At 60.6% G+C, this 16,898-nt stretch carries 15 protein-coding genes; 3 read left to right on the plus strand and 12 right to left on the minus strand.

Annotated elements, in window-relative coordinates; translation table 11 throughout:
• Nucleotides 1-5: 5 nt before the first annotated feature.
• The 6 genes from ACEN8E_RS00505 to ACEN8E_RS00530 all read right to left on the minus strand — a co-directional run bounded on the left by ACEN8E_RS00505 (nt 6) and on the right by ACEN8E_RS00530 (nt 6,271).
• A complete protein-coding gene (locus ACEN8E_RS00505; RefSeq protein WP_495591004.1) occupies nt 6-1,238 on the minus strand; it encodes an SfnB family sulfur acquisition oxidoreductase in 1,233 nt (410 codons plus the stop codon).
• 231 nt (nt 1,239-1,469) lie between these two features.
• Complete coding sequence (locus tag ACEN8E_RS00510) at nt 1,470-2,234, minus strand: hypothetical protein (protein ID WP_495591005.1); 765 nt, start codon at nt 2,232-2,234, stop codon at nt 1,470-1,472.
• Between the two features lie 484 nt (nt 2,235-2,718).
• Nucleotides 2,719-3,474 carry an L-cystine ABC transporter ATP-binding protein TcyN gene (gene tcyN, locus ACEN8E_RS00515; protein WP_495591006.1) on the minus strand — a complete coding sequence of 252 codons (756 nt, stop codon included), beginning with the start codon at nt 3,472-3,474 and terminating at the stop codon, nt 2,719-2,721.
• Nucleotides 3,475-3,478: 4 nt separating this feature from the next.
• A complete protein-coding gene (gene tcyL / locus ACEN8E_RS00520; protein WP_495591007.1) occupies nt 3,479-4,144 on the minus strand; it encodes a cystine ABC transporter permease in 666 nt (221 codons plus the stop codon).
• Complete coding sequence (gene tcyJ / locus ACEN8E_RS00525; protein ID WP_495591008.1) at nt 4,144-4,944, minus strand: cystine ABC transporter substrate-binding protein; 801 nt, start codon at nt 4,942-4,944, stop codon at nt 4,144-4,146. Before tcyJ ends, tcyL begins: the two co-directional genes overlap by 1 nt.
• Nucleotides 4,945-5,278: 334 nt before the next feature.
• Nucleotides 5,279-6,271 carry a D-cysteine desulfhydrase gene (locus ACEN8E_RS00530; RefSeq protein WP_495591009.1) on the minus strand — a complete coding sequence of 331 codons (993 nt, stop codon included), beginning with the start codon at nt 6,269-6,271 and terminating at the stop codon, nt 5,279-5,281.
• 190 nt (nt 6,272-6,461) lie between these two features.
• Here ACEN8E_RS00530 and epsC point away from each other — a divergent pair, with 190 nt between their 5' ends.
• Together epsC and betT are read left to right on the plus strand one after the other, a co-directional pair.
• A complete protein-coding gene (gene epsC, locus ACEN8E_RS00535) occupies nt 6,462-7,388 on the plus strand; it encodes a serine O-acetyltransferase EpsC (protein WP_429369867.1) in 927 nt (308 codons plus the stop codon).
• 355 nt (nt 7,389-7,743) lie between these two features.
• Nucleotides 7,744-9,705, plus strand: a complete 1,962-nt coding sequence (gene betT, locus ACEN8E_RS00540) for a choline transporter BetT (protein WP_495593257.1) — start codon at nt 7,744-7,746, stop codon at nt 9,703-9,705.
• A 24-nt stretch (nt 9,706-9,729) separates the two neighbouring features.
• Here the strand turns inward: betT and ACEN8E_RS00545 are convergent, their stop codons facing one another.
• The gene (locus tag ACEN8E_RS00545) at nt 9,730-9,990 is read right to left on the minus strand and encodes a hypothetical protein (RefSeq protein WP_495591010.1); all 261 of its coding nucleotides are present in this window, start codon (nt 9,988-9,990) and stop codon (nt 9,730-9,732) included.
• A 237-nt stretch (nt 9,991-10,227) separates the two neighbouring features.
• Here ACEN8E_RS00545 and mgrA point away from each other — a divergent pair, with 237 nt between their 5' ends.
• Entirely contained in the window at nt 10,228-11,265 is a 1,038-nt protein-coding gene (gene mgrA, locus ACEN8E_RS00550) for an L-glyceraldehyde 3-phosphate reductase (protein WP_495591011.1), read from the plus strand.
• A gap of 138 nt (nt 11,266-11,403) precedes the next feature.
• Here the strand turns inward: mgrA and tauD are convergent, their stop codons facing one another.
• The 5 genes from tauD to gshA form a co-directional block, all read right to left on the minus strand.
• Entirely contained in the window at nt 11,404-12,246 is an 843-nt protein-coding gene (tauD, locus tag ACEN8E_RS00555; protein ID WP_495591012.1) for a taurine dioxygenase, read from the minus strand.
• 135 nt (nt 12,247-12,381) lie between these two features.
• Entirely contained in the window at nt 12,382-13,215 is an 834-nt protein-coding gene (gene tauC, locus ACEN8E_RS00560) for a taurine ABC transporter permease TauC (protein ID WP_495591013.1), read from the minus strand.
• Nucleotides 13,212-14,006: a taurine ABC transporter ATP-binding subunit gene (gene tauB, locus ACEN8E_RS00565; RefSeq protein ID WP_495591014.1), complete on the minus strand. Its 795-nt coding sequence runs from the start codon at nt 14,004-14,006 to the stop codon at nt 13,212-13,214. The genes tauC and tauB overlap by 4 nt, the downstream gene beginning before the upstream one ends.
• Nucleotides 14,007-14,021: 15 nt before the next feature.
• Nucleotides 14,022-14,999: a taurine ABC transporter substrate-binding protein gene (tauA, locus tag ACEN8E_RS00570; RefSeq protein ID WP_495591015.1), complete on the minus strand. Its 978-nt coding sequence runs from the start codon at nt 14,997-14,999 to the stop codon at nt 14,022-14,024.
• A 239-nt stretch (nt 15,000-15,238) separates the two neighbouring features.
• Entirely contained in the window at nt 15,239-16,822 is a 1,584-nt protein-coding gene (gene gshA, locus ACEN8E_RS00575) for a glutamate--cysteine ligase (RefSeq protein ID WP_495591016.1), read from the minus strand.
• Nucleotides 16,823-16,898 lie beyond the last annotated feature (76 nt).

Below are 16,898 nucleotides of genomic sequence, written 5' to 3' on the forward strand. Positions count from 1 at the left end.
GGTCGTCAGATCCAGGAATGCCGATTAGGCAGCGTGCCGTTGAGGCGATAGGCGCCGATGGCGTGATACTTCCAGCGCACCGGATCGTGCAGGGTGTGCACGCGGGCATTGCGCCAGTGGCGGTCGAGGTTGAATTCGGCGAGGGTTGCGCGGCTGCCGGCCAGTTCGAACAGCTTTTCACTGGCCAGTAACGAAATCTCGGTGGTCAGTACCTTGGCTTCGGCCACGGCAATCGAGGCGCGGGCGGCGGACTCGGCGGTGAGCGGCGCGGCGCTGACTTGATCAAGTACTTGGCCGGCCTTGCGCAGCAGTGCTTCGGCGGCGTGCAATTCGATTTTCAATTTGCCGATATCGGCGATCACGTACAGGTCATCGCTGGCCCGCTCGACCTTGGCGTCGATCCACGGCCGGGCGCGGGTTTTCACGAAGTCGATGGCGTCGTCGATGGCGCCTCGGGCGATACCGGCGTCGATGGCCGCTTGAATCAACTGGGAGACGGCACCCTGAATGTTCGGCGTGTCGTTGATCTTCCAGTTATCCACAACCAGTTCGGAGTCGACTCGCACGTTGTTGAGCAAGATCGTGCCGCTGGCGGTGGTGCGCTGACCAAAGCCGGACCAGTCATCGACAATGCGCAATCCCGGCGTGCCACGACGGATGAACGCCAGCACCTGCCTGCCGTCGTCATTCAATGCCTTGACCGCAACCCAATGGGCGAACAGGGCACCGGTGGAATAGAACTTCTGGCCGTTGAGGATGCCATCGGCGGTGAGGCGTGCCTTCAGTTCAAGGGTGTTTCTGGTGCCGCGTTCCGGCCCGGCATTGCCGATGCGCCAGCCATCGAGGACGCTTTTGAACAGTTGTCTTTTCTGCGCTTCGGTGGCGCTGCCGAGGATCAGGTTAAGAATGCCGAACTGGTTTTGCGGGATCTGCCCCAGCGCCGGGTCGGCGGCGGAAATGATCGCGAAGACCTCGGCCAGGGTGACAAACGAAACCTGCGGGCCACCGTACTCGCGGGGGATGGAAATGCTGCCCAGGCCGCTGCGGGTGAACTGTTCGATTTCAGACCATGGGAGCTTGCGCTGCTGGTCGCGTTTGGCCGCTTGCAGGCGGGCCACCTGCGCCAGTTCATGGGCCGCCTTGATGGCTTGGGCATCGTTGCGCAAGACTTGTGCGGGCAACAAAAGGGGGGCGATGTCCAGGTCACTCTGGACGATTGCATCTGCCAGACTGGACATCAGTGCCGCTCCTTGGCTGCACGCAATGCCCTGGCGATCTGCACTGGGGTGATTGTGTTCCGGACCATACCTACCTCACATCTCATGGAAGCGCCGCTTGTGGCAGCGCATGAAAACAAGAATGTCCGGTGGTCCGGTTCATATACCCTAAACGTGTATAAATATTTTTTGAACTAACTTATAGGAATATAGATAGAAGGATGATCCCGCTGATGTGAGGGACCCCTGTATTCATTGCTTGCGGGATTCGGCGGCCTTGAGCGCTTTTTTCGGTGGGACTTTCAGATAAGGATTGGCGCAACCGATCTTCAGCGTGCGGGGCGGTGCCCAGCGCGAGTTGTTGCCCACCCTGTCGAGAATGCAGTAGGTCACTTCCAGTCGCAGATCCTCGCCGGCTTCGAGGATGATGGCCGGCGGTATCCAGACCTGGATCGGCTGGCCCACATCGGCGGGCTTGAGTCGTGGCAGGTCCATGCGCACATCGCCCCAGCGCAGGGTGATTTCGTCGTCGACGGCCATGTTCAGGTACGGCTCGATGGTCAAGGGAACACCGCGTTTGACCTGACTCGGATTGACTCCCTGACGGCGAATCGCCTCGGGAATGCTCACCGGTGCCAGGCACTGGTTTTCATCACCGCACAGCGCTGAGGGTTGGCCGCCCGGGCAGTCGAGCTTGATCTGCACGTTGCGGCTTTCCGAAATCGCCGGGCCCCGACCAACCTGCATGACCCGGTAGTGAAGGCGCGAAGTACCGTTGGCGACAAAACTTTCAGGCACCCTCAGTTGCACCGTTTGGCCGACATCGCTGGCCGTCAGCACGCGGGAGGCCACGTAGCAGTTGTCCCAGAACAGTTCGACCAGGTCACCTGCGTCCATGGCGGGGTAGGGCGCCACATCGATCAGCAGGTGCGCTGCACAAGTGACGTTGATGCCGGCCTTGTTGGATTGCGCCAGGGTCGGGGCGGCAAACCCGGATTTGTTCGAGGTGCTTTTCATGAAGTCTCCTTGAAGTCTTGCAACGAAGTCCGTTTCTGGAATATCAAAAAACTAAAAATCGAAGCGAAAAAGCCATTCATTACTTCGAGTTGAAATAATGGTTCAAGCGTGATGAATGTTGCTGGCAGGAGACTAGATAAGAGTCAGGAAGATCCGCTGTCAATAAGATTTGTTAGTCATAAGTGGTGCGCACTGTTATTCAGAAAGTTCCTACGCTGCCAAGTAAGTAAACCATGTCACTGCGTCGAATTTGTCTGCTGAAAGCGGCGAGATACGGGTGGTTTTGTGCCAGTAATTGGCACAGTCCTGTCATGAAGAGTCTAATTGGAATGGCGCTGTTTAATTGTTGCGATGCATATATATGTACCGCGTGCGCGTACAGGGTATGTGTGTCGAATGGATGGGTTTAGTTTGGTATTAATGAGGTGCATTTCGAGGGGTGTCACTTCCATCCATGGAAGTTAACCGTTGTTGTGCAGGGTAGTTAGTTGTGACCGTTATTCAGGAACTTGCTCAGAAATTGTTTGGTTCGCTCTTCTTTCGGATTGGCAAACAACGCCTTCGCTTCGCCTTGCTCGACAATCACGCCCTTGTCGAAAAACACCACACGGTTGGCCACGTCGCGGGCAAAACCCATTTCGTGGGTGACGATCACCATGGTGCGTTTCTCTTCGGCCAGGCCGCGAATGGTCGCCAACACCTCGCCCACCAACTCCGGGTCGAGGGCCGAGGTCGGCTCATCGAACAGGATCACTTCGGGCTCCATCGCCAGCGCCCTGGCAATCGCCACGCGCTGTTGCTGGCCACCGGAGAGGCGACGCGGGTAGGCGTCCTCCTTGCCCGCCAGGCCTACCTTGGCCATGAGTTTTTTACCCAGGGCAACGGCGTCGGCGCGCGGGATCTTTTTCACCACGATCGGGCCTTCGATGACGTTTTCCAGGGCGGTGCGATGGGGGAACAGGTTGAAGTTCTGGAACACGAAACCCACGTGCTGGCGCAAGCGCCGCACCAGGCTCTGCTGCTGGTTCAGGGGACGGCTGGTATCGACCTCGATATCACCGACCTTGATCCGGCCGCTGGTGGGTTCTTCCAGAAAGTTCAGGCAACGCAGGAAGGTGGTCTTGCCCGAACCGCTTGGGCCGATGATAGCCACCACCTCGCCTTCCTTGACCTCAAGATCGATGCCGTTGAGCACCACTTGACCCTTGAACTGCTTTGTCAGTTTTTCCACGACAATCATCGGGTCAGGACTCCTGGTCGTGCCGATTGACCCGCGCTTCCAACTGGTTCTGCAGGTGCGACAGCACCGTGGCCAGAATCCAGTAGATCAGTGCGGCGGCAAGATACATGGTGAAGACTTCAAAAGTCCGGGCGGTAATCAGTTGCGCCTGACGGAACAGCTCCGGCACCTGGATGGTGGCTGCCAGCGCCGTGTCCTTGACCAGTGAAATGAAGCTGTTGCCCAGCGGCGGCAATGCAGTGCGCATGGCCTGCGGCAGGATGGCCCGGCGCAGGGTTTGCGCGCGGGTCATGCCGATGCTGGCAGCGGCTTCCCACTGGCCGCGTTCGATCGAACCGATCGCGGCGCGCAGGATTTCACAGGCATAGGCGGCCATGTTCAGCGAGAAGCCGATCAGGGCCGCCGGCAGCGGATCAAGTTCCAGACCCAATTGCGGCAAGCCGTAATAGATCACGAACAGTTGCACCAGCAACGGCGTGCCGCGAAAGAACGACACGTAGATGCGGGCCAGCCAGCTGACCGATTTGAAGCGCGACAGGCGCATCAGCGCCAGGCCGAACCCCATCACCAGGCCGAAGAACATCCCGCCCAGGCTGAGGATGACCGTGAAATACGCGCCCTTGAGCAGAAAGGGCGCGGAGTCCAGTGCGAGTTGGAAAGCTGCTTCCATTATTTGGTGACGTCAGCTTGGAAGTACTTTTCCGAGATCTTCGCCAGGGTACCGTCGGCACGCAGCTCGTCGAGGGCCTTGTTCACGGCAGCCAGCAGTTCCGGCTCGCCTTTGCGCAGGGCAATACCGGATTCCTGGCGAGAGAACGCCTGGCCGGCAGCGACGGTTTTTGGTGCTTTCTTGGCGTATTCAAGGGCGGCCAGGCGGTCGATCAGGATGGCGTCGGTACGGCCGTTGTTCAGGTCGGCGAACTTGGTCGGATCATCGTCATAGGTGCGCACGTCGGCGCCCGGCACGTTGGCGCGGACCCACTGTTCGTAGTTGGTGCCAAGGCCCACGCCGACTTTCTTGCCGGTCAGGTCAGCGGCGCTCTTGATGTTCAGCGCAGCTTCCTTGTCCTTCAGCACCAGCGCCTGAATCCCGGAAATGGTGTACGGCTCGGAGAAGTCATACTTCTTCTTGCGCTCCTCGGAGATGGTCACCTGGTTGACCACTACGTCCAGGCGCTTGGACTCCAGGGCGGCGAGGATGCCGTCCCACTTGGTTGGCTGAATCTTGGCCTTGACGCCCAGCTTCTGGGCCAGGGCTTCGGAGAGCTCGACCTCGAAACCCGAAAGCTTGCCATCGGCGTCGACGAAGCTGAACGGTGGATAAGTGCCTTCCAGGCCGACGTTGATAACGCCTTTATCCTTGATCTGTTTCAGTTGCTCACCGGCAACGGCTTGGCCAATCAGGCCGGCGCTCAGTGCCAGGCCCAGCGAGCCCACCAGCAGATTGCGACGTAGTGCGGAAAAATTCATGACAAGCCCCTGTGTTTTCTTATGGAAGACGCTTAAGGAAATTTGGCAAATTCGGGATTTTGACGACTGCGATATCCTGCCTTAAAGCAGCGTATGCGTCTCTCGCGAAATTCGCCTGCAGCATGACTATATGATGGCGTTTTTAGATTAGAAAATAATAATTAATCTTCTGGTTATTCTATTTTGGAATAGATTACGTTTTTTACTGTAGGAGCGAGCCTGCTCGCGATGGTCGTCAACGATAACGCTGGCAACCAGACACCCCGCGGTGCACCGTCGTCCATCGTCGGAACGCCGCCCGGAGCAGGCTCGCTCCTACACAGGGTTGTCGCCGTTAGAGGAAATCCTTGTAGGCAAACAACGCCGGCGCCCCACCGGTGTGCAGGAAGATAATCGGTCCTTCGTCGAAACGCTGACGCCCGATCCCGTCCAGCAAGCCCGCCATGGCCTTGCCAGTGTAGACCGGGTCCAGCAGCAAGCCTTCCTGACCCGCCAACAGCTTCACTGCCGCCAGTGTTCCGGCATTCGGTTCGCCATAACGCGGGGCGAAATACTCATCCCATAGCTCGACCTTGAAAGCCTCCGGCAGGTTCACGCCCAGCAGCTCGGCGGTGCGTTCGGCCAGGCCTTGAACCTTGGGCCGCTGATCTTCATCACTGCGCGAGACTGTCACGCCGATCACTGGCAGATCCGGCAGCACTTCACTCAAGGCCAGTGCCAGGCCGCTGTGGGTACCGGCGCTGCCCGAGGCCAGGACCACGGCGGCGAAGGTCAGGCCGGTGTCCTTGATTTGTTCGGCCAGTTCCAGCCCCGCACGCACATAACCCAGAGCACCCAGCGCATTGGAGCCACCGATCGGCACCAGGTACGGCTTCTTGCCGTTGCTGCGCAGCCGGCCGGCCAGGGCTTGCAATTGTTCGTCGGCGTTGTCGAGGTTTTCCACCAGTTCGACCTTGGCATCGAACAAATCGAGCAGCAGTCGGTTGCCATTGCCGGTGTAATTGCTGTCATCGGTACCGAGGGGGTTTTCCAGAAGGGCTACGCAGCCCAGACCCAGCTTGGCGGCAATGGCGGCTGTCTGGCGCACGTGGTTCGATTGCAGCGCGCCGGCGGTGATCAAGGTGTCGGCACCCTGGGCCAGCGCATCGGCGGCCAGGTATTCGAGTTTGCGCAGCTTGTTGCCTCCCATCGCCAGCGGCGTCAGGTCATCGCGCTTGACGTACACGTCGCGACCCAGCCAGGTCGACAGGCGTTCGAGTTTTTCCAGGGCGGTGGGCTGACCGAGCAGGTCAAGGCGGTTAAAGCGGGCGAGCTGTTGTTTGATCATGGGTCCGTACTGGCCGTTGAAGATCTCAGGACTATAGGCACGCCCCAAAGCCTGGGCAACCGCCAATCGCTTATAGCCAATCGAACTGAGCACAGCACTATTGGTTCTTAATTTGCCTTGCGACCCTTGCCGTAAAGTAATTGCCGTCAGTGCGGCCAGACAGTCCGGTCGCCCGTGAGGAGTTTTTACCGTGAGTGAGCGTTCCAGCCATTGGCAATTGCAGACCATCGTCAGCCAGCTGCGCACGGCGCGTGAACAGTGGCGCGCACAAAACGGCCGGGCCAGCGGCGAGCAGGGCGGCCGCGAACTGCCCTCCCGGGCGGCCATGGCAGAGATTCTCGAAGCCTTGTGCGGTGCTCTGTTCCCGATGCGCCTGGGGCCGGTTGACCTGCGCGAAGAGAGCGAAGATTTCTACGTCGGTCACACGCTGGATGTAGCGCTGAATGCGCTGTTGGCCCAGGCGCGGCTCGAATTGCGCTACGCCGCGCGCCACAGTGCCCAGGCCGATACCGAAGTCGAATCCCGGACCATCCAGATCATTCAGGACTTCGCCCTCGCCCTGCCGGGATTGCGCAGTCTGTTGGACACCGACGTGCTGGCGGCCTATCACGGCGACCCGGCGGCGCGCAGTGTCGATGAAGTACTGTTGTGCTACCCGGGGATTCTGGCGGTGATTCATCATCGCCTGGCCCACCATTTGTACCGTGCCGGGCTGCCGTTGCTGGCGCGGATCAGTGCGGAAATCGCCCACTCGGCCACCGGCATCGACATTCACCCCGGCGCGCAGATCGGCCGCAGCTTCTTCATCGACCACGGTACTGGCGTGGTGATCGGCGAAACCGCGATCATCGGCGAGCGCGTGCGGATTTATCAGGCGGTGACGTTGGGTGCCAAGCGCTTCCCGGCCGACGAAGACGGTCAGCTGCAGAAGGGCCAGCCGCGGCATCCGATTGTCGAGGATGACGTGGTGATTTATGCCGGGGCGACGATTCTGGGGCGGATCACCATCGGCCAGGGCTCGACCATCGGCGGCAATGTCTGGTTGACCCGCAGCGTGCCGGCGGGCAGCAACCTGACCCAGGCGAATCTGCAGCATGATGATGGGGCGCAGAAGTAAGGGGCGGGATCTTCGCTGAATGATCCGGCCTCTTCGCGAGCAGGCTCGCTCCCACAGGGTGTGTGCATCGGTCACAAATCCACTGTGGGAGCGAGCCTGCTCGCGAAGCTTTTAAATCCCCCATGTTTCCTCCCTTGAGCTAGCGTACAACCAGTACCGCCCAGCCCTGCGATTAGTCCTTAGCCCCCTATCCATGTTTAACTTGAACGTTCATTCAAGTTAAACCGGCGGTTCGCTGCCCGCTCACAACAGGAGGCTTGCCTTTGCTGAGTCCGATTTCCACAGCCACGTTTCTACCCTTCGAGGTGCACCGTACATGAGTGCATCGTCCATCCCTCCAGGCGGTCTGATCCGCATGAATCCGCCGGTGTTCTGGTTCTCGGCGAGTTTCATTCTGTTGTTTGGTGTCGTTGTCATCGCCATGCCCGAGCAGGCCGGTGCCTGGTTGCTGGCGGCGCAAAACTGGGCGGCCAACACGGTCGGCTGGTATTACCTGCTGGCGATGACCCTGTATCTGGTCTTCGTGGTGGTCACCGCCTTGTCCGGCTACGGCAAGATCAAGCTCGGTGCCGACCACGACGAGCCCGAATTCAGTTATCTGTCCTGGGCCGGCATGCTGTTCGCCGCGGGGATCAGCATCACCCTGTTTTTCTTCTGCGTGTCCGAGCCCCTGACCCACATGCTGCAACCGCCGCAAGGCGAGGCGGGTACCGCGGATGCGGCGCGCCAGGCAATGCAGATTCTGTTTCTGCACTGGGGCCTGCATGGCTGGGGCGTGTTCGCCTTTGTCGGCATGGCGCTGGCCTACTTTGCCTACCGGCATAATCTGCCCCTGGCCCTGCGTTCGGCGCTGTACCCGCTGATCGGCAAGCGCATCAATGGCCCCATCGGCTATGCAGTGGATGGCTTCGGCATCATTGCCACGGTGTTCGGCCTCGGTGCCGACATGGGCTTCGGCGTGTTGCACCTCAACTCGGGCCTGGACTACCTGTTCGGCATCGCCCATACCCAATGGATTCAGGTCGGCCTGATCACCTTGATGATGGGGGCGGCGATCATCGTTGCCGTATCCGGCGTCGACAAGGGCATGCGGGTCATGTCCGACATCAACATGCTGCTGGCCTGTGCGCTGTTGCTGTTCGTGTTGTTCGCCGGCCCCACGCAGCACTTGCTCAACACCCTGATCCAGAACCTCGGCGATTACCTCGGCGCCTTGCCGATGAAGAGTTTCGACCTGTACGCCTACGACAAACCCAGCGACTGGCTGGGTGGCTGGACCGTGTTTTACTGGGCCTGGTGGATTGCCTGGTCGCCGTTCGTGGGCCTGTTCATCGCACGCATTTCCCGTGGCCGGACCATCCGCGAATTCGTTTTCGGCGTGCTGCTGATTCCGCTCGGCTTCACCTTGGCGTGGATGTCGATTTTCGGTAACAGCGCCATCGACCAAGTGCTCAACCATGGCATGAGCGCGCTCGGCATGTCGGCCATCGACAACCCGTCGATGACGCTCTACTTGCTGCTGGAAACCTACCCGTGGAGCAAAACCGTCATCGCGGTGACGGTGTTCATCAGCTTCGTGTTTTTCGTCACCTCCGCCGACTCCGGCACCGTGGTGCTGTCGACGCTGTCCGCCAAGGGCGGCAATCACGATGAAGACGGGCCGAAATGGCTGCGGGTGTTCTGGGGCGCAATGACTGCGCTGGTGACCAGTGCATTGCTGTTCTCGGGCAGCATCGATGCGTTGAAGTCCGCGGTGGTCCTGACCTCGCTGCCGTTCTCGTTGATCTTGCTGTTGATGATGTGGGGGTTGCACAAGGCGTTTTACCTGGAATCGCAGAAGCGGATTGCGCAGATGCATTCACTGGCACCGGTCTCGGGATCCCGACGTGGCAAGGGCGGCTGGCGCCAGCGCTTGAGCCAGGCGGTGCATTTCCCTTCGCGGGATGAGGTCTATCGTTTCCTCGATACGACAGTGCGCCCGGCCATTGAAGAGGTGTCTGCCGTATTCGTCGAAAAGGGTTTGCACGTCGAGATGCACCCGGGCCCGGCCAATGACAGCGTCAGCCTGGAAATCGGCCATGGCGATCAGCATCCGTTCGTTTATCAAGTGCAGATGCGCGGCTATTTCACGCCGTCGTTTGCCCGTGGCGGCATGGGTTCCAAGCAACTCAACAACCGCCGTTACTACCGGGCCGAAGTGCATTTGAGCGAGGGCAGCCAGGACTACGATCTGGTGGGTTACACCAAGGAACAGATCATCAACGACATTCTCGACCAGTACGAACGACACATGCAGTTCCTGCATCTGGTGCGTTGATCGCGGGCAGGGCACCGGGGCTTTTCAGCCCTCGGCGCTCAGCACCATGAACAACACCAGCGCCGCCACCGGAATGCTGAACACCACCGTGCCGATCCCCAGTTCCGTACTCAACGACTGGCCCGCGCTCACCACGCCGATGGCACCATTGATCACTGTCAGCGCCAGCCACAGCACCACAAAAGCGTAGGTCAGGGTCTGGCGGCTGAAGCCGACTTTCTCGCCGATGAACAGCATCAGGGCGAGCAAGGCCAGGCCGAAGGTGATGATGATCGTGGTGTGCATGGCGGCTTCCCTCCTTGCGATAGCTATCGCTTCTTCGTTGCTTTGGCGACTTTGTTCCAGTCGCCCCTGATCACGCAAGCCTGTCGCTGTTTTGTTGAATTCTGCGAGCTGATCAATTTTTTGTGAAACGATTCAGCATTTAGTCGAATCCGCGGTTTTTTGCTGTCCGTGCGGGCGTATGCTGGGCGACTCGTGAAGCAGTCGATACCAGATTCAAGACAGACAAGAGAGGATTCGATGACTTACACCGCTGCCGAAAACCGCTACGACTCCATCCCTTATCGCCGCGTGGGCCGCAGTGGGCTGGTGCTGCCGGCGCTGTCCCTGGGCCTGTGGCACAACTTCGGCGACAGCACGCCGATCGATACCCAGCGCGCGTTACTGCGCACGGCGTTCGACCTGGGCATCAACCATTTCGACCTGGCCAACAACTACGGCCCGCCGTATGGCAGTGCCGAGATCAACTTCGGCCGTCTACTGCGCGAAGACTTCAAGCAGTACCGTGACGAACTGATCATCTCCAGCAAGGCCGGTTGGGACATGTGGCCGGGGCCTTACGGTCAAGGTGGCGGCTCGCGCAAGTACGTGCTGGCCAGCCTCGATCAGAGCCTGCAACGCCTGGGCGTGGACTACGTCGACATCTTTTACTCCCACCGTTTCGACCCGGACACGCCGCTGGAAGAAACCGCCAGCGCACTGGCGACAGCGGTACAACAGGGCAAGGCGCTGTACATCGGCATCTCGTCCTATTCCGGGGTGAAAACCCGGGAAATGGCCGCGTTGCTCAAGGAATGGAAAGTCCCGTTGCTGATCCACCAGCCGGCCTACAACCTGCTCAATCGCTGGGTTGAAAAAGACTTGCTGGACACCACTGACGAACTCGGCACGGGCGTGATTGCCTTCACGCCGCTGGCGCAGGGATTGCTGACCGATAAATACCTCAACGGCGTGCCGACGGATGCGCGGGTCAATCGCCCGGGTGGTGGTTCGTTGCAGGCGTCGCACTTGTCCGAGGACAACATCGCCCAGGTGCGGGCACTCAATGAAATCGCCCAGCGGCGTGGCCAGAGCCTGGCGCAACTGGCGCTGGCCTGGACCCTGCGCGATCCGCGGGTGACTTCGGCATTGATCGGCGCGAGCCGGCCGGAGCAGATCATCGAGAACGTCGGGGCGTTGAAGAACCTGAGCTTCAGTGCGCAGGAACTGGCGGAGATTGACCGGTTTGCCCAAGAGGGCGGGATCAATCTTTGGGAGAAGCCTTCTACAGCCGAATAATTTTTCAGCGTCTGTTCCGGCCCCTTCGCGGGCAAGCCCGCTCCCACAGGTTCAGCTGTGTTCACAGACTTTGTGTACGACACGGGCACTGTGGGAGCGGGCTTGCCCGCGATGAGGCCAGTCCTGACAGCAAAGATTTCAGCGAAAGAAAGGCACATCCCCCAACACCGTCGCCCGCTGCATCACCCGCCGCGCTGGCCGGTAATCATCCACCGCGTAATGCTGGGTCACGCGGTTATCCCAGAACGCGATGTCGTCCTGTTGCCAGCGCCAGCGAATGGTGAATTCAGGTCGCGTGGCGTGGGCAAACAGAAACTTCAGAATCGCCTCGCTTTCGGTTTCCGACAGTTCGTTGATCTTCGAGGTGAAGCCTTCATTGACGAACAACGAGCGGCGCCCGCTGACCGGGTGCGTGCGGATCACCGGGTGTGACAGCGGCGGATTCTTGCGCCGTGCTTCTTCCCATTGGGCCAGGGCTTCGGGCGTGTTGCCATAGCGCTCCAGCGGGAATGAGCGGGTGAAGTCGTGGGTGGCGGTCAACCCTTCCAGCAAGGCTTTTATCGGTGCGGACAGGGCTTCATACGCCGCAATCCCGCTGGCCCACAACGTGTCGCCGCCAAACTCCGGCAGCAGCTTGGCGCTGAGCACCGCACCCAGGGCCGGGGTCGGCAGGAAGGTCACGTCGGTGTGCCAAATCGCGTTGTCGCGCACGTCGGTGACGGCGGTGTCGAGGATCAGCACTTGCGGTTGTTCCGGCACATTGGGGTAGATCGGGTGAATGTGCAGGTCGCCGAAGTTCGCGGCGAAGCGTGCCTGTTGCTGGGGCGTGATCGGCTGGTCGCGGAAGAACAGCACCTGATGCTTGAGCAGTGCCTGCTCGATGGTATCGCGCTGTTCAACGTTCAGCGGCTGGCTGATGTCGATGCCGCTGATTTGCGCGCCGAGGGCAGAGCTTAGGGGGACGATGGTCAGTTGGCTCATGGTGATTCTCTTAAATCTGGAGGTGCCAACTGTAGGAGCGAGCCTGCTCGCGATTGCAGTGTGTCAGGCAATATGGCTTTGACTGATGTACCGCTATCGCGAGCAAGCTCGCTCCTACAGGGGCTTGTTCAGTTATCAGTGCGCCTGGCCATGCCACGGCACCAGTTTGCGTTGCAGGGCGCGCAGGCCCATCTCCATGGCGAAGGCGATCAGTGCGATCACCAGAATCCCCAGTACCACCACATCGGTGACCAGGAACTGTGCGGCCGACTGCACCATGAAGCCCAAGCCACTGGTGGCGGCGATCAGTTCGGCGGCGACCAGCGTCGACCAGCCTACGCCGAGGCCGATGCGCACACCGGTCAGGATGTCCGGCAAGGCACTCGGCAGGATGACGTGGCGAATCAACTGCGCCCGTGTCGCGCCCAAGGACTGTGCAGCGCGCAATTTCGCCGGGTCGACAGTCCGCACGCCGGTCGCGGTGGCGATGGCGATCGGGGCGAAAATGGCCAGGTAGATCAGCAGCACTTTCGACAACTCACCAATGCCGCACCAGATCACGATCAGTGGCAGGTAGGCCAGTGGTGGAATCGGCCGGTAGAACTCGATCAGCGGATCGAGCACGCCACGGGCGATACGGTTGGCGCCGATGGCGATTCCCACCGGCACGGCGGTGAGAATCGCAAAACCAAGGCCAAGACCGATACGGCCCAGGCTTGCGCCGAGGTGTTGCCACAGGGTTGAGTCCATGTAACCCGAGGTCGCCAGCAGCCAGCCTTTTTGCAAGACAGCGGAAGGCGGTGGCAAGAACAACGGCTCGATCAAGCCGGTTGCCGTTACGGCCCACCAGAAAACAACCAGGGCGACCAGTGTCAGCACACTGATCCAGCGCGTGCTCAAGCTGCGTCGTGCCGCAGTCACGGGAGTGCCTGGCTCTATCGCTGCGACGGGAATTTCGTAACTGCTCATGCGCGCTCCTGCCGCGTGGCGGCGCTGCGTTGGGAGAACACTTTGGCGAGTACGTGTTCGCGGGTTTCGATAAAACGCGGGTCGGACTTGATCGCCCGTGCCGACTCACCGGCGGCATAACGCTGACCGAAGTCGAGCCTCAGGCGCTCGACGATTTGCCCCGGGCTAGGCGCCAACAGAATCAGGTCGGTGGCGAGGAACACGGCTTCTTCGATGTCGTGGGTAATCAGGAATACCGGTTTGGCGGTGCGTTGCCAGACTTGCAGCAAAAGCTCCTGCATCTGTTCACGGGTGAACGCGTCGAGGGCGCCGAAAGGTTCGTCCATGAGCAACACACGCGGGTCGGCGGCGAGGGCGCGGGCCAGGCCGACGCGCTGCTTCTGGCCGCCGGAAAGCTGCCAGATGCGGCGTTGTTCAAACCCGGAAAGATCGACCAGGGCGAGCATTTCCCGGGCGCGGGCCTCGCGCTTGTCCCGGGCGATGCCGGCCAGCTCAAGGCCGAAGCCTATGTTGGCCAGGACGTCTTGCCACGGCAGCAGCGCGTCGTCCTGGAACACCACGCCGCGCTCGGCACTCGGGCCTTTGACGGGCACGCCGTCGAGGGTGATGCGCCCGGCGCTGGGCTCGACGAAACCGGCAATCAGGTTCAACAGCGAAGTCTTGCCACTGCCGGACGGGCCAAGGGCGACCAGCAGTTGCCGGGGCCCAAGGCTCAGGGAGATATCCGCCAGCACAGGTGTAGGGCTGCCGGGGTACTGTGCGCTGATGCGCTCCAGCTGTAGCAAGGCCATCGCATTGACTCCCGATCAGTTGGTGATGAACTTGGCGCTGACGTATGGCGCGTAGTCCGGCAGTACCGCCTCGACCTTGCCTTGTTCCTTGAGGAACGCGGCGGTGTCAGTGATGGCTTTGGTGGTCGGCGTGCCGAGGGTGATCACCTGGTCAGCCGCCAGCGGGTAGACGTTGCCTTGCAGCAGCAAAGGAATGTCGCCGGCCTTGGCTCCGGAAAGTTTCACCAGCTTGTCGACGTTGCCTTGGTTGGCGAGCCAGGCTTGCGGGTCCTTGCGGTAATCGGCGTAGGCGTCCAGGGTCACTTTGGCGAACGCGGTGACGATTTCCGGGTGCTTCTCGGCGAAGTCCTTGCGCACGATCCAGGCATCGAAGGTCGGTGCGCCGAACTTGGCCAGCTCGCCAGAGGTGATCAGTACCTTGCCGTTTTCCTTGGCCACGCCAAGGGCCGGGTCCCAGACGTAGGTGGCGTCGATGTCACCGCGTTTCCAGGCGGCAATGATCGCGGGCGGAGCCAGGTTGAGTACGGTGACTTTCGAGGGGTCGATGTTCCAGTGCTTCAGCGCGGCGAGCAGGCTGTAGTGGCCGGTGGACACGAACGGCACGGCGATCTTCTTGCCGATCAGGTCTTGCGGGGTCTTGATCCCGGAACCGTCGCGGGCGACCAGGGCTTCGGCGGCGCCGATCTGGGTGGCGATGAGGAAGGTTTCCACCGGGACTTTGCGAGTGATGGCGGCGGTCAGGGGGCTGGAGCCGAGGTAGCCGATCTGCACGTCACCGGAGGCGATGGCGGCGATGATGTCGGCACCGTTGTCGAATTTACGCCAGCTGATATCGGCCTTGGTGGCTATTTCGTAGGCGCCATCGGCCTGGGCGACTTTCGCCGGGTCGACGGTGGTCTGGTAGGCGACGGTGATGTCGGCCGCTTGGGCCAGGAAACTCGCTGTCGCCAGGGAAGCGGCCGCCAGCAAGCGTAGAGGGAAAGTCAGTTTCATCAGAAAGCTCCTTATCATGCGACCGAGTGTCGGCGTGAGAAAGAGACTAAATGATCTAAGAAATCTAAAATAAATAACTTTTTCGAATTAGCTTAGTAACGGGAGACTGTAAGAGTGACCGCTTTGCGGTCAATCGCGAGCAGGCTTGCTCCTACAGGGTTCTATGGTGAAGATCCACTGTGGGAGCGAGCCTGCTCCGGGCGGCGTTCCGACGATAAGGTCCGAAGGACCTTCAGAGGTTAATTACTGATCGCCAGAATGCTCGCCTGGTAGGCCCCGACAAACACATCGAAATCACCGACTTCGTTCTGCTCCAGCTCAGCCTGTTGAGCCAGCGATGAACGCGCCAGTTCTTCGAAGCGGGCTTGCTCCTCAGGCGCCAACGGCTCGCTGCGGAAGAACTCGGCATGGGCCTGGCTCTGGCGCAGGGAGAACTGGGCAAAGCTCTCATTGTGCTCGGCCATGGCCGCCAACACCTGTGCCGACGGCGTCAGGGACGAGTCCTGGACCTTGGCCATCTGGGCGTCCAGCGCCTTGCTGTGGGCATCGCCGCCATGGCTCTGGTCGAGTATCGCGGCCAATGGCGCAATTTTCTCCAGCAACTCGCCGGCCCATTCCTTCAGGTCAACCGGATGGCCATCCCGTTGCAGTTGCAGGCCTGGACGACGGCCTTCCTTGACCACGCTGAGGAAGTTCGAAGTCGCGTTGCCGCAACTGGTGTTGGTCAGCAGCGGGCTGTCATTGAGCGCGCAGTACAGCAGGAACGCATCGAGAAAGCGTGACTCGGTAAGGTCGATGCCCATCGGCAGGAACGGGTTGATGTCCAGGCAGCGCACTTCAACGTACTGGATGCCCCGGGCCATCAGCGCCTGGATAGGACGCTCGCCGGTGTAGGTCACGCGTTTCGGGCGGATGTTGGAGTAGTACTCGTTTTCGATCTGCAGGATGTTGGTGTTGAGCTGTACCCACTCGCCATCCTGGTGGGTGCCGACTTCGACGTACGGCGCATACGGCGTGGCCACCGCTTTGCGCAGGCTGTCGGTGTAGCTGGCCAGATCGTTGTAGCACGGCGTCAGGCCGGCCTGGGCGTTGCTCTGGTAACCCAGGTCGCTCATGCGCAAGCTTGTGGCGTACGGCAAGTACAGGGTGCTCGGGTCCAGTTGCTCCAGCTGATGCGAGCGACCGCGCAGGAAGCCGGCGTCCAGTGCCGGCGAGGCGCCGAACAGGTACATCAGCAGCCAGCTGTAGCGGCGGAAGTTGCGGATCAGTGCGATGTAGGACGACGACTGAAAGTCGCGGTCGGTGCCGACAAAGCCTTCGGCCTGCCTGAGCAGCGGCCAGAGTTTTTCCGGCAGGGAAAAGTTGTAGTGGATGCCGGCAATGCATTGCATGGTCTTGCCGTAACGCAGGGCCAGACCCTTGCGGTACACGTACTTGAGCTGCCCGATATTGGACGTGCCGTAATAGGCGATCGGGATGTCTTCCTCGGCCGGCAACGGGCACGGCATCGATGGGCTCCACAGATACTCGTTGCCGAGCTTGCTGTAGGCAAAACGGTGAATGCTGTCCAGGCTCGCCAGCGTGTCCGCCGGGTCGGGCAGGGCCGGAGTGATGAACTCCAGCAGCGACTCGGAATAGTCGGTGGTGATCTGTTCGTTGGTCAGCGCGGAACCCAATGCTTCCGGGTGCGGCGTTTGCGCCAGGCGACCTTCGCCGGTCACGCGCAGGCATTCACGTTCGATGCCGTGAAGGCACTGTTCGAGCAGAGAGAGGTTAGCGCGCTCGCCGAGCAGGGCCAGGCGGCGGTTGAGAAGTTCGCTCAAGTTGGATTCCTTCACGCGTCAGTCGCCCCAATATGGGGGTGGGCAAGACGGTCTACAAGGGTGAAGTTGAAACTGG

It is taken from the genome of Pseudomonas sp. Pseusp9 (assembly GCF_059491265.1).

Bases quoted from the DNA above. Each gene is read 5' to 3' on its own strand.
- ACEN8E_RS00505 (WP_495591004.1), bottom strand. From the start codon at position 1,238: ATGTCCAGTCTGGCAGATGCAATCGTCCAGAGTGACCTGGACATCGCC.
- ACEN8E_RS00510 (WP_495591005.1), bottom strand. From the start codon at position 2,234: ATGAAAAGCACCTCGAACAAATCCGGGTTTGCCGCCCCGACCCTGGCG.
- tcyN (WP_495591006.1), bottom strand. From the start codon at position 3,474: ATGATTGTCGTGGAAAAACTGACAAAGCAGTTCAAGGGTCAAGTGGTG.
- tcyL (WP_495591007.1), bottom strand. From the start codon at position 4,144: ATGGAAGCAGCTTTCCAACTCGCACTGGACTCCGCGCCCTTTCTGCTC.
- tcyJ (WP_495591008.1), bottom strand. From the start codon at position 4,944: ATGAATTTTTCCGCACTACGTCGCAATCTGCTGGTGGGCTCGCTGGGC.
- ACEN8E_RS00530 (WP_495591009.1), bottom strand. From the start codon at position 6,271: ATGATCAAACAACAGCTCGCCCGCTTTAACCGCCTTGACCTGCTCGGT.
- betT (WP_495593257.1), top strand. From the start codon at position 7,744: ATGAATCCGCCGGTGTTCTGGTTCTCGGCGAGTTTCATTCTGTTGTTT.
- ACEN8E_RS00545 (WP_495591010.1), bottom strand. From the start codon at position 9,990: ATGCACACCACGATCATCATCACCTTCGGCCTGGCCTTGCTCGCCCTG.
- mgrA (WP_495591011.1), top strand. From the start codon at position 10,228: ATGACTTACACCGCTGCCGAAAACCGCTACGACTCCATCCCTTATCGC.
- tauD (WP_495591012.1), bottom strand. From the start codon at position 12,246: ATGAGCCAACTGACCATCGTCCCCCTAAGCTCTGCCCTCGGCGCGCAA.
- tauC (WP_495591013.1), bottom strand. From the start codon at position 13,215: ATGAGCAGTTACGAAATTCCCGTCGCAGCGATAGAGCCAGGCACTCCC.
- tauB (WP_495591014.1), bottom strand. From the start codon at position 14,006: ATGGCCTTGCTACAGCTGGAGCGCATCAGCGCACAGTACCCCGGCAGC.
- tauA (WP_495591015.1), bottom strand. From the start codon at position 14,999: ATGAAACTGACTTTCCCTCTACGCTTGCTGGCGGCCGCTTCCCTGGCG.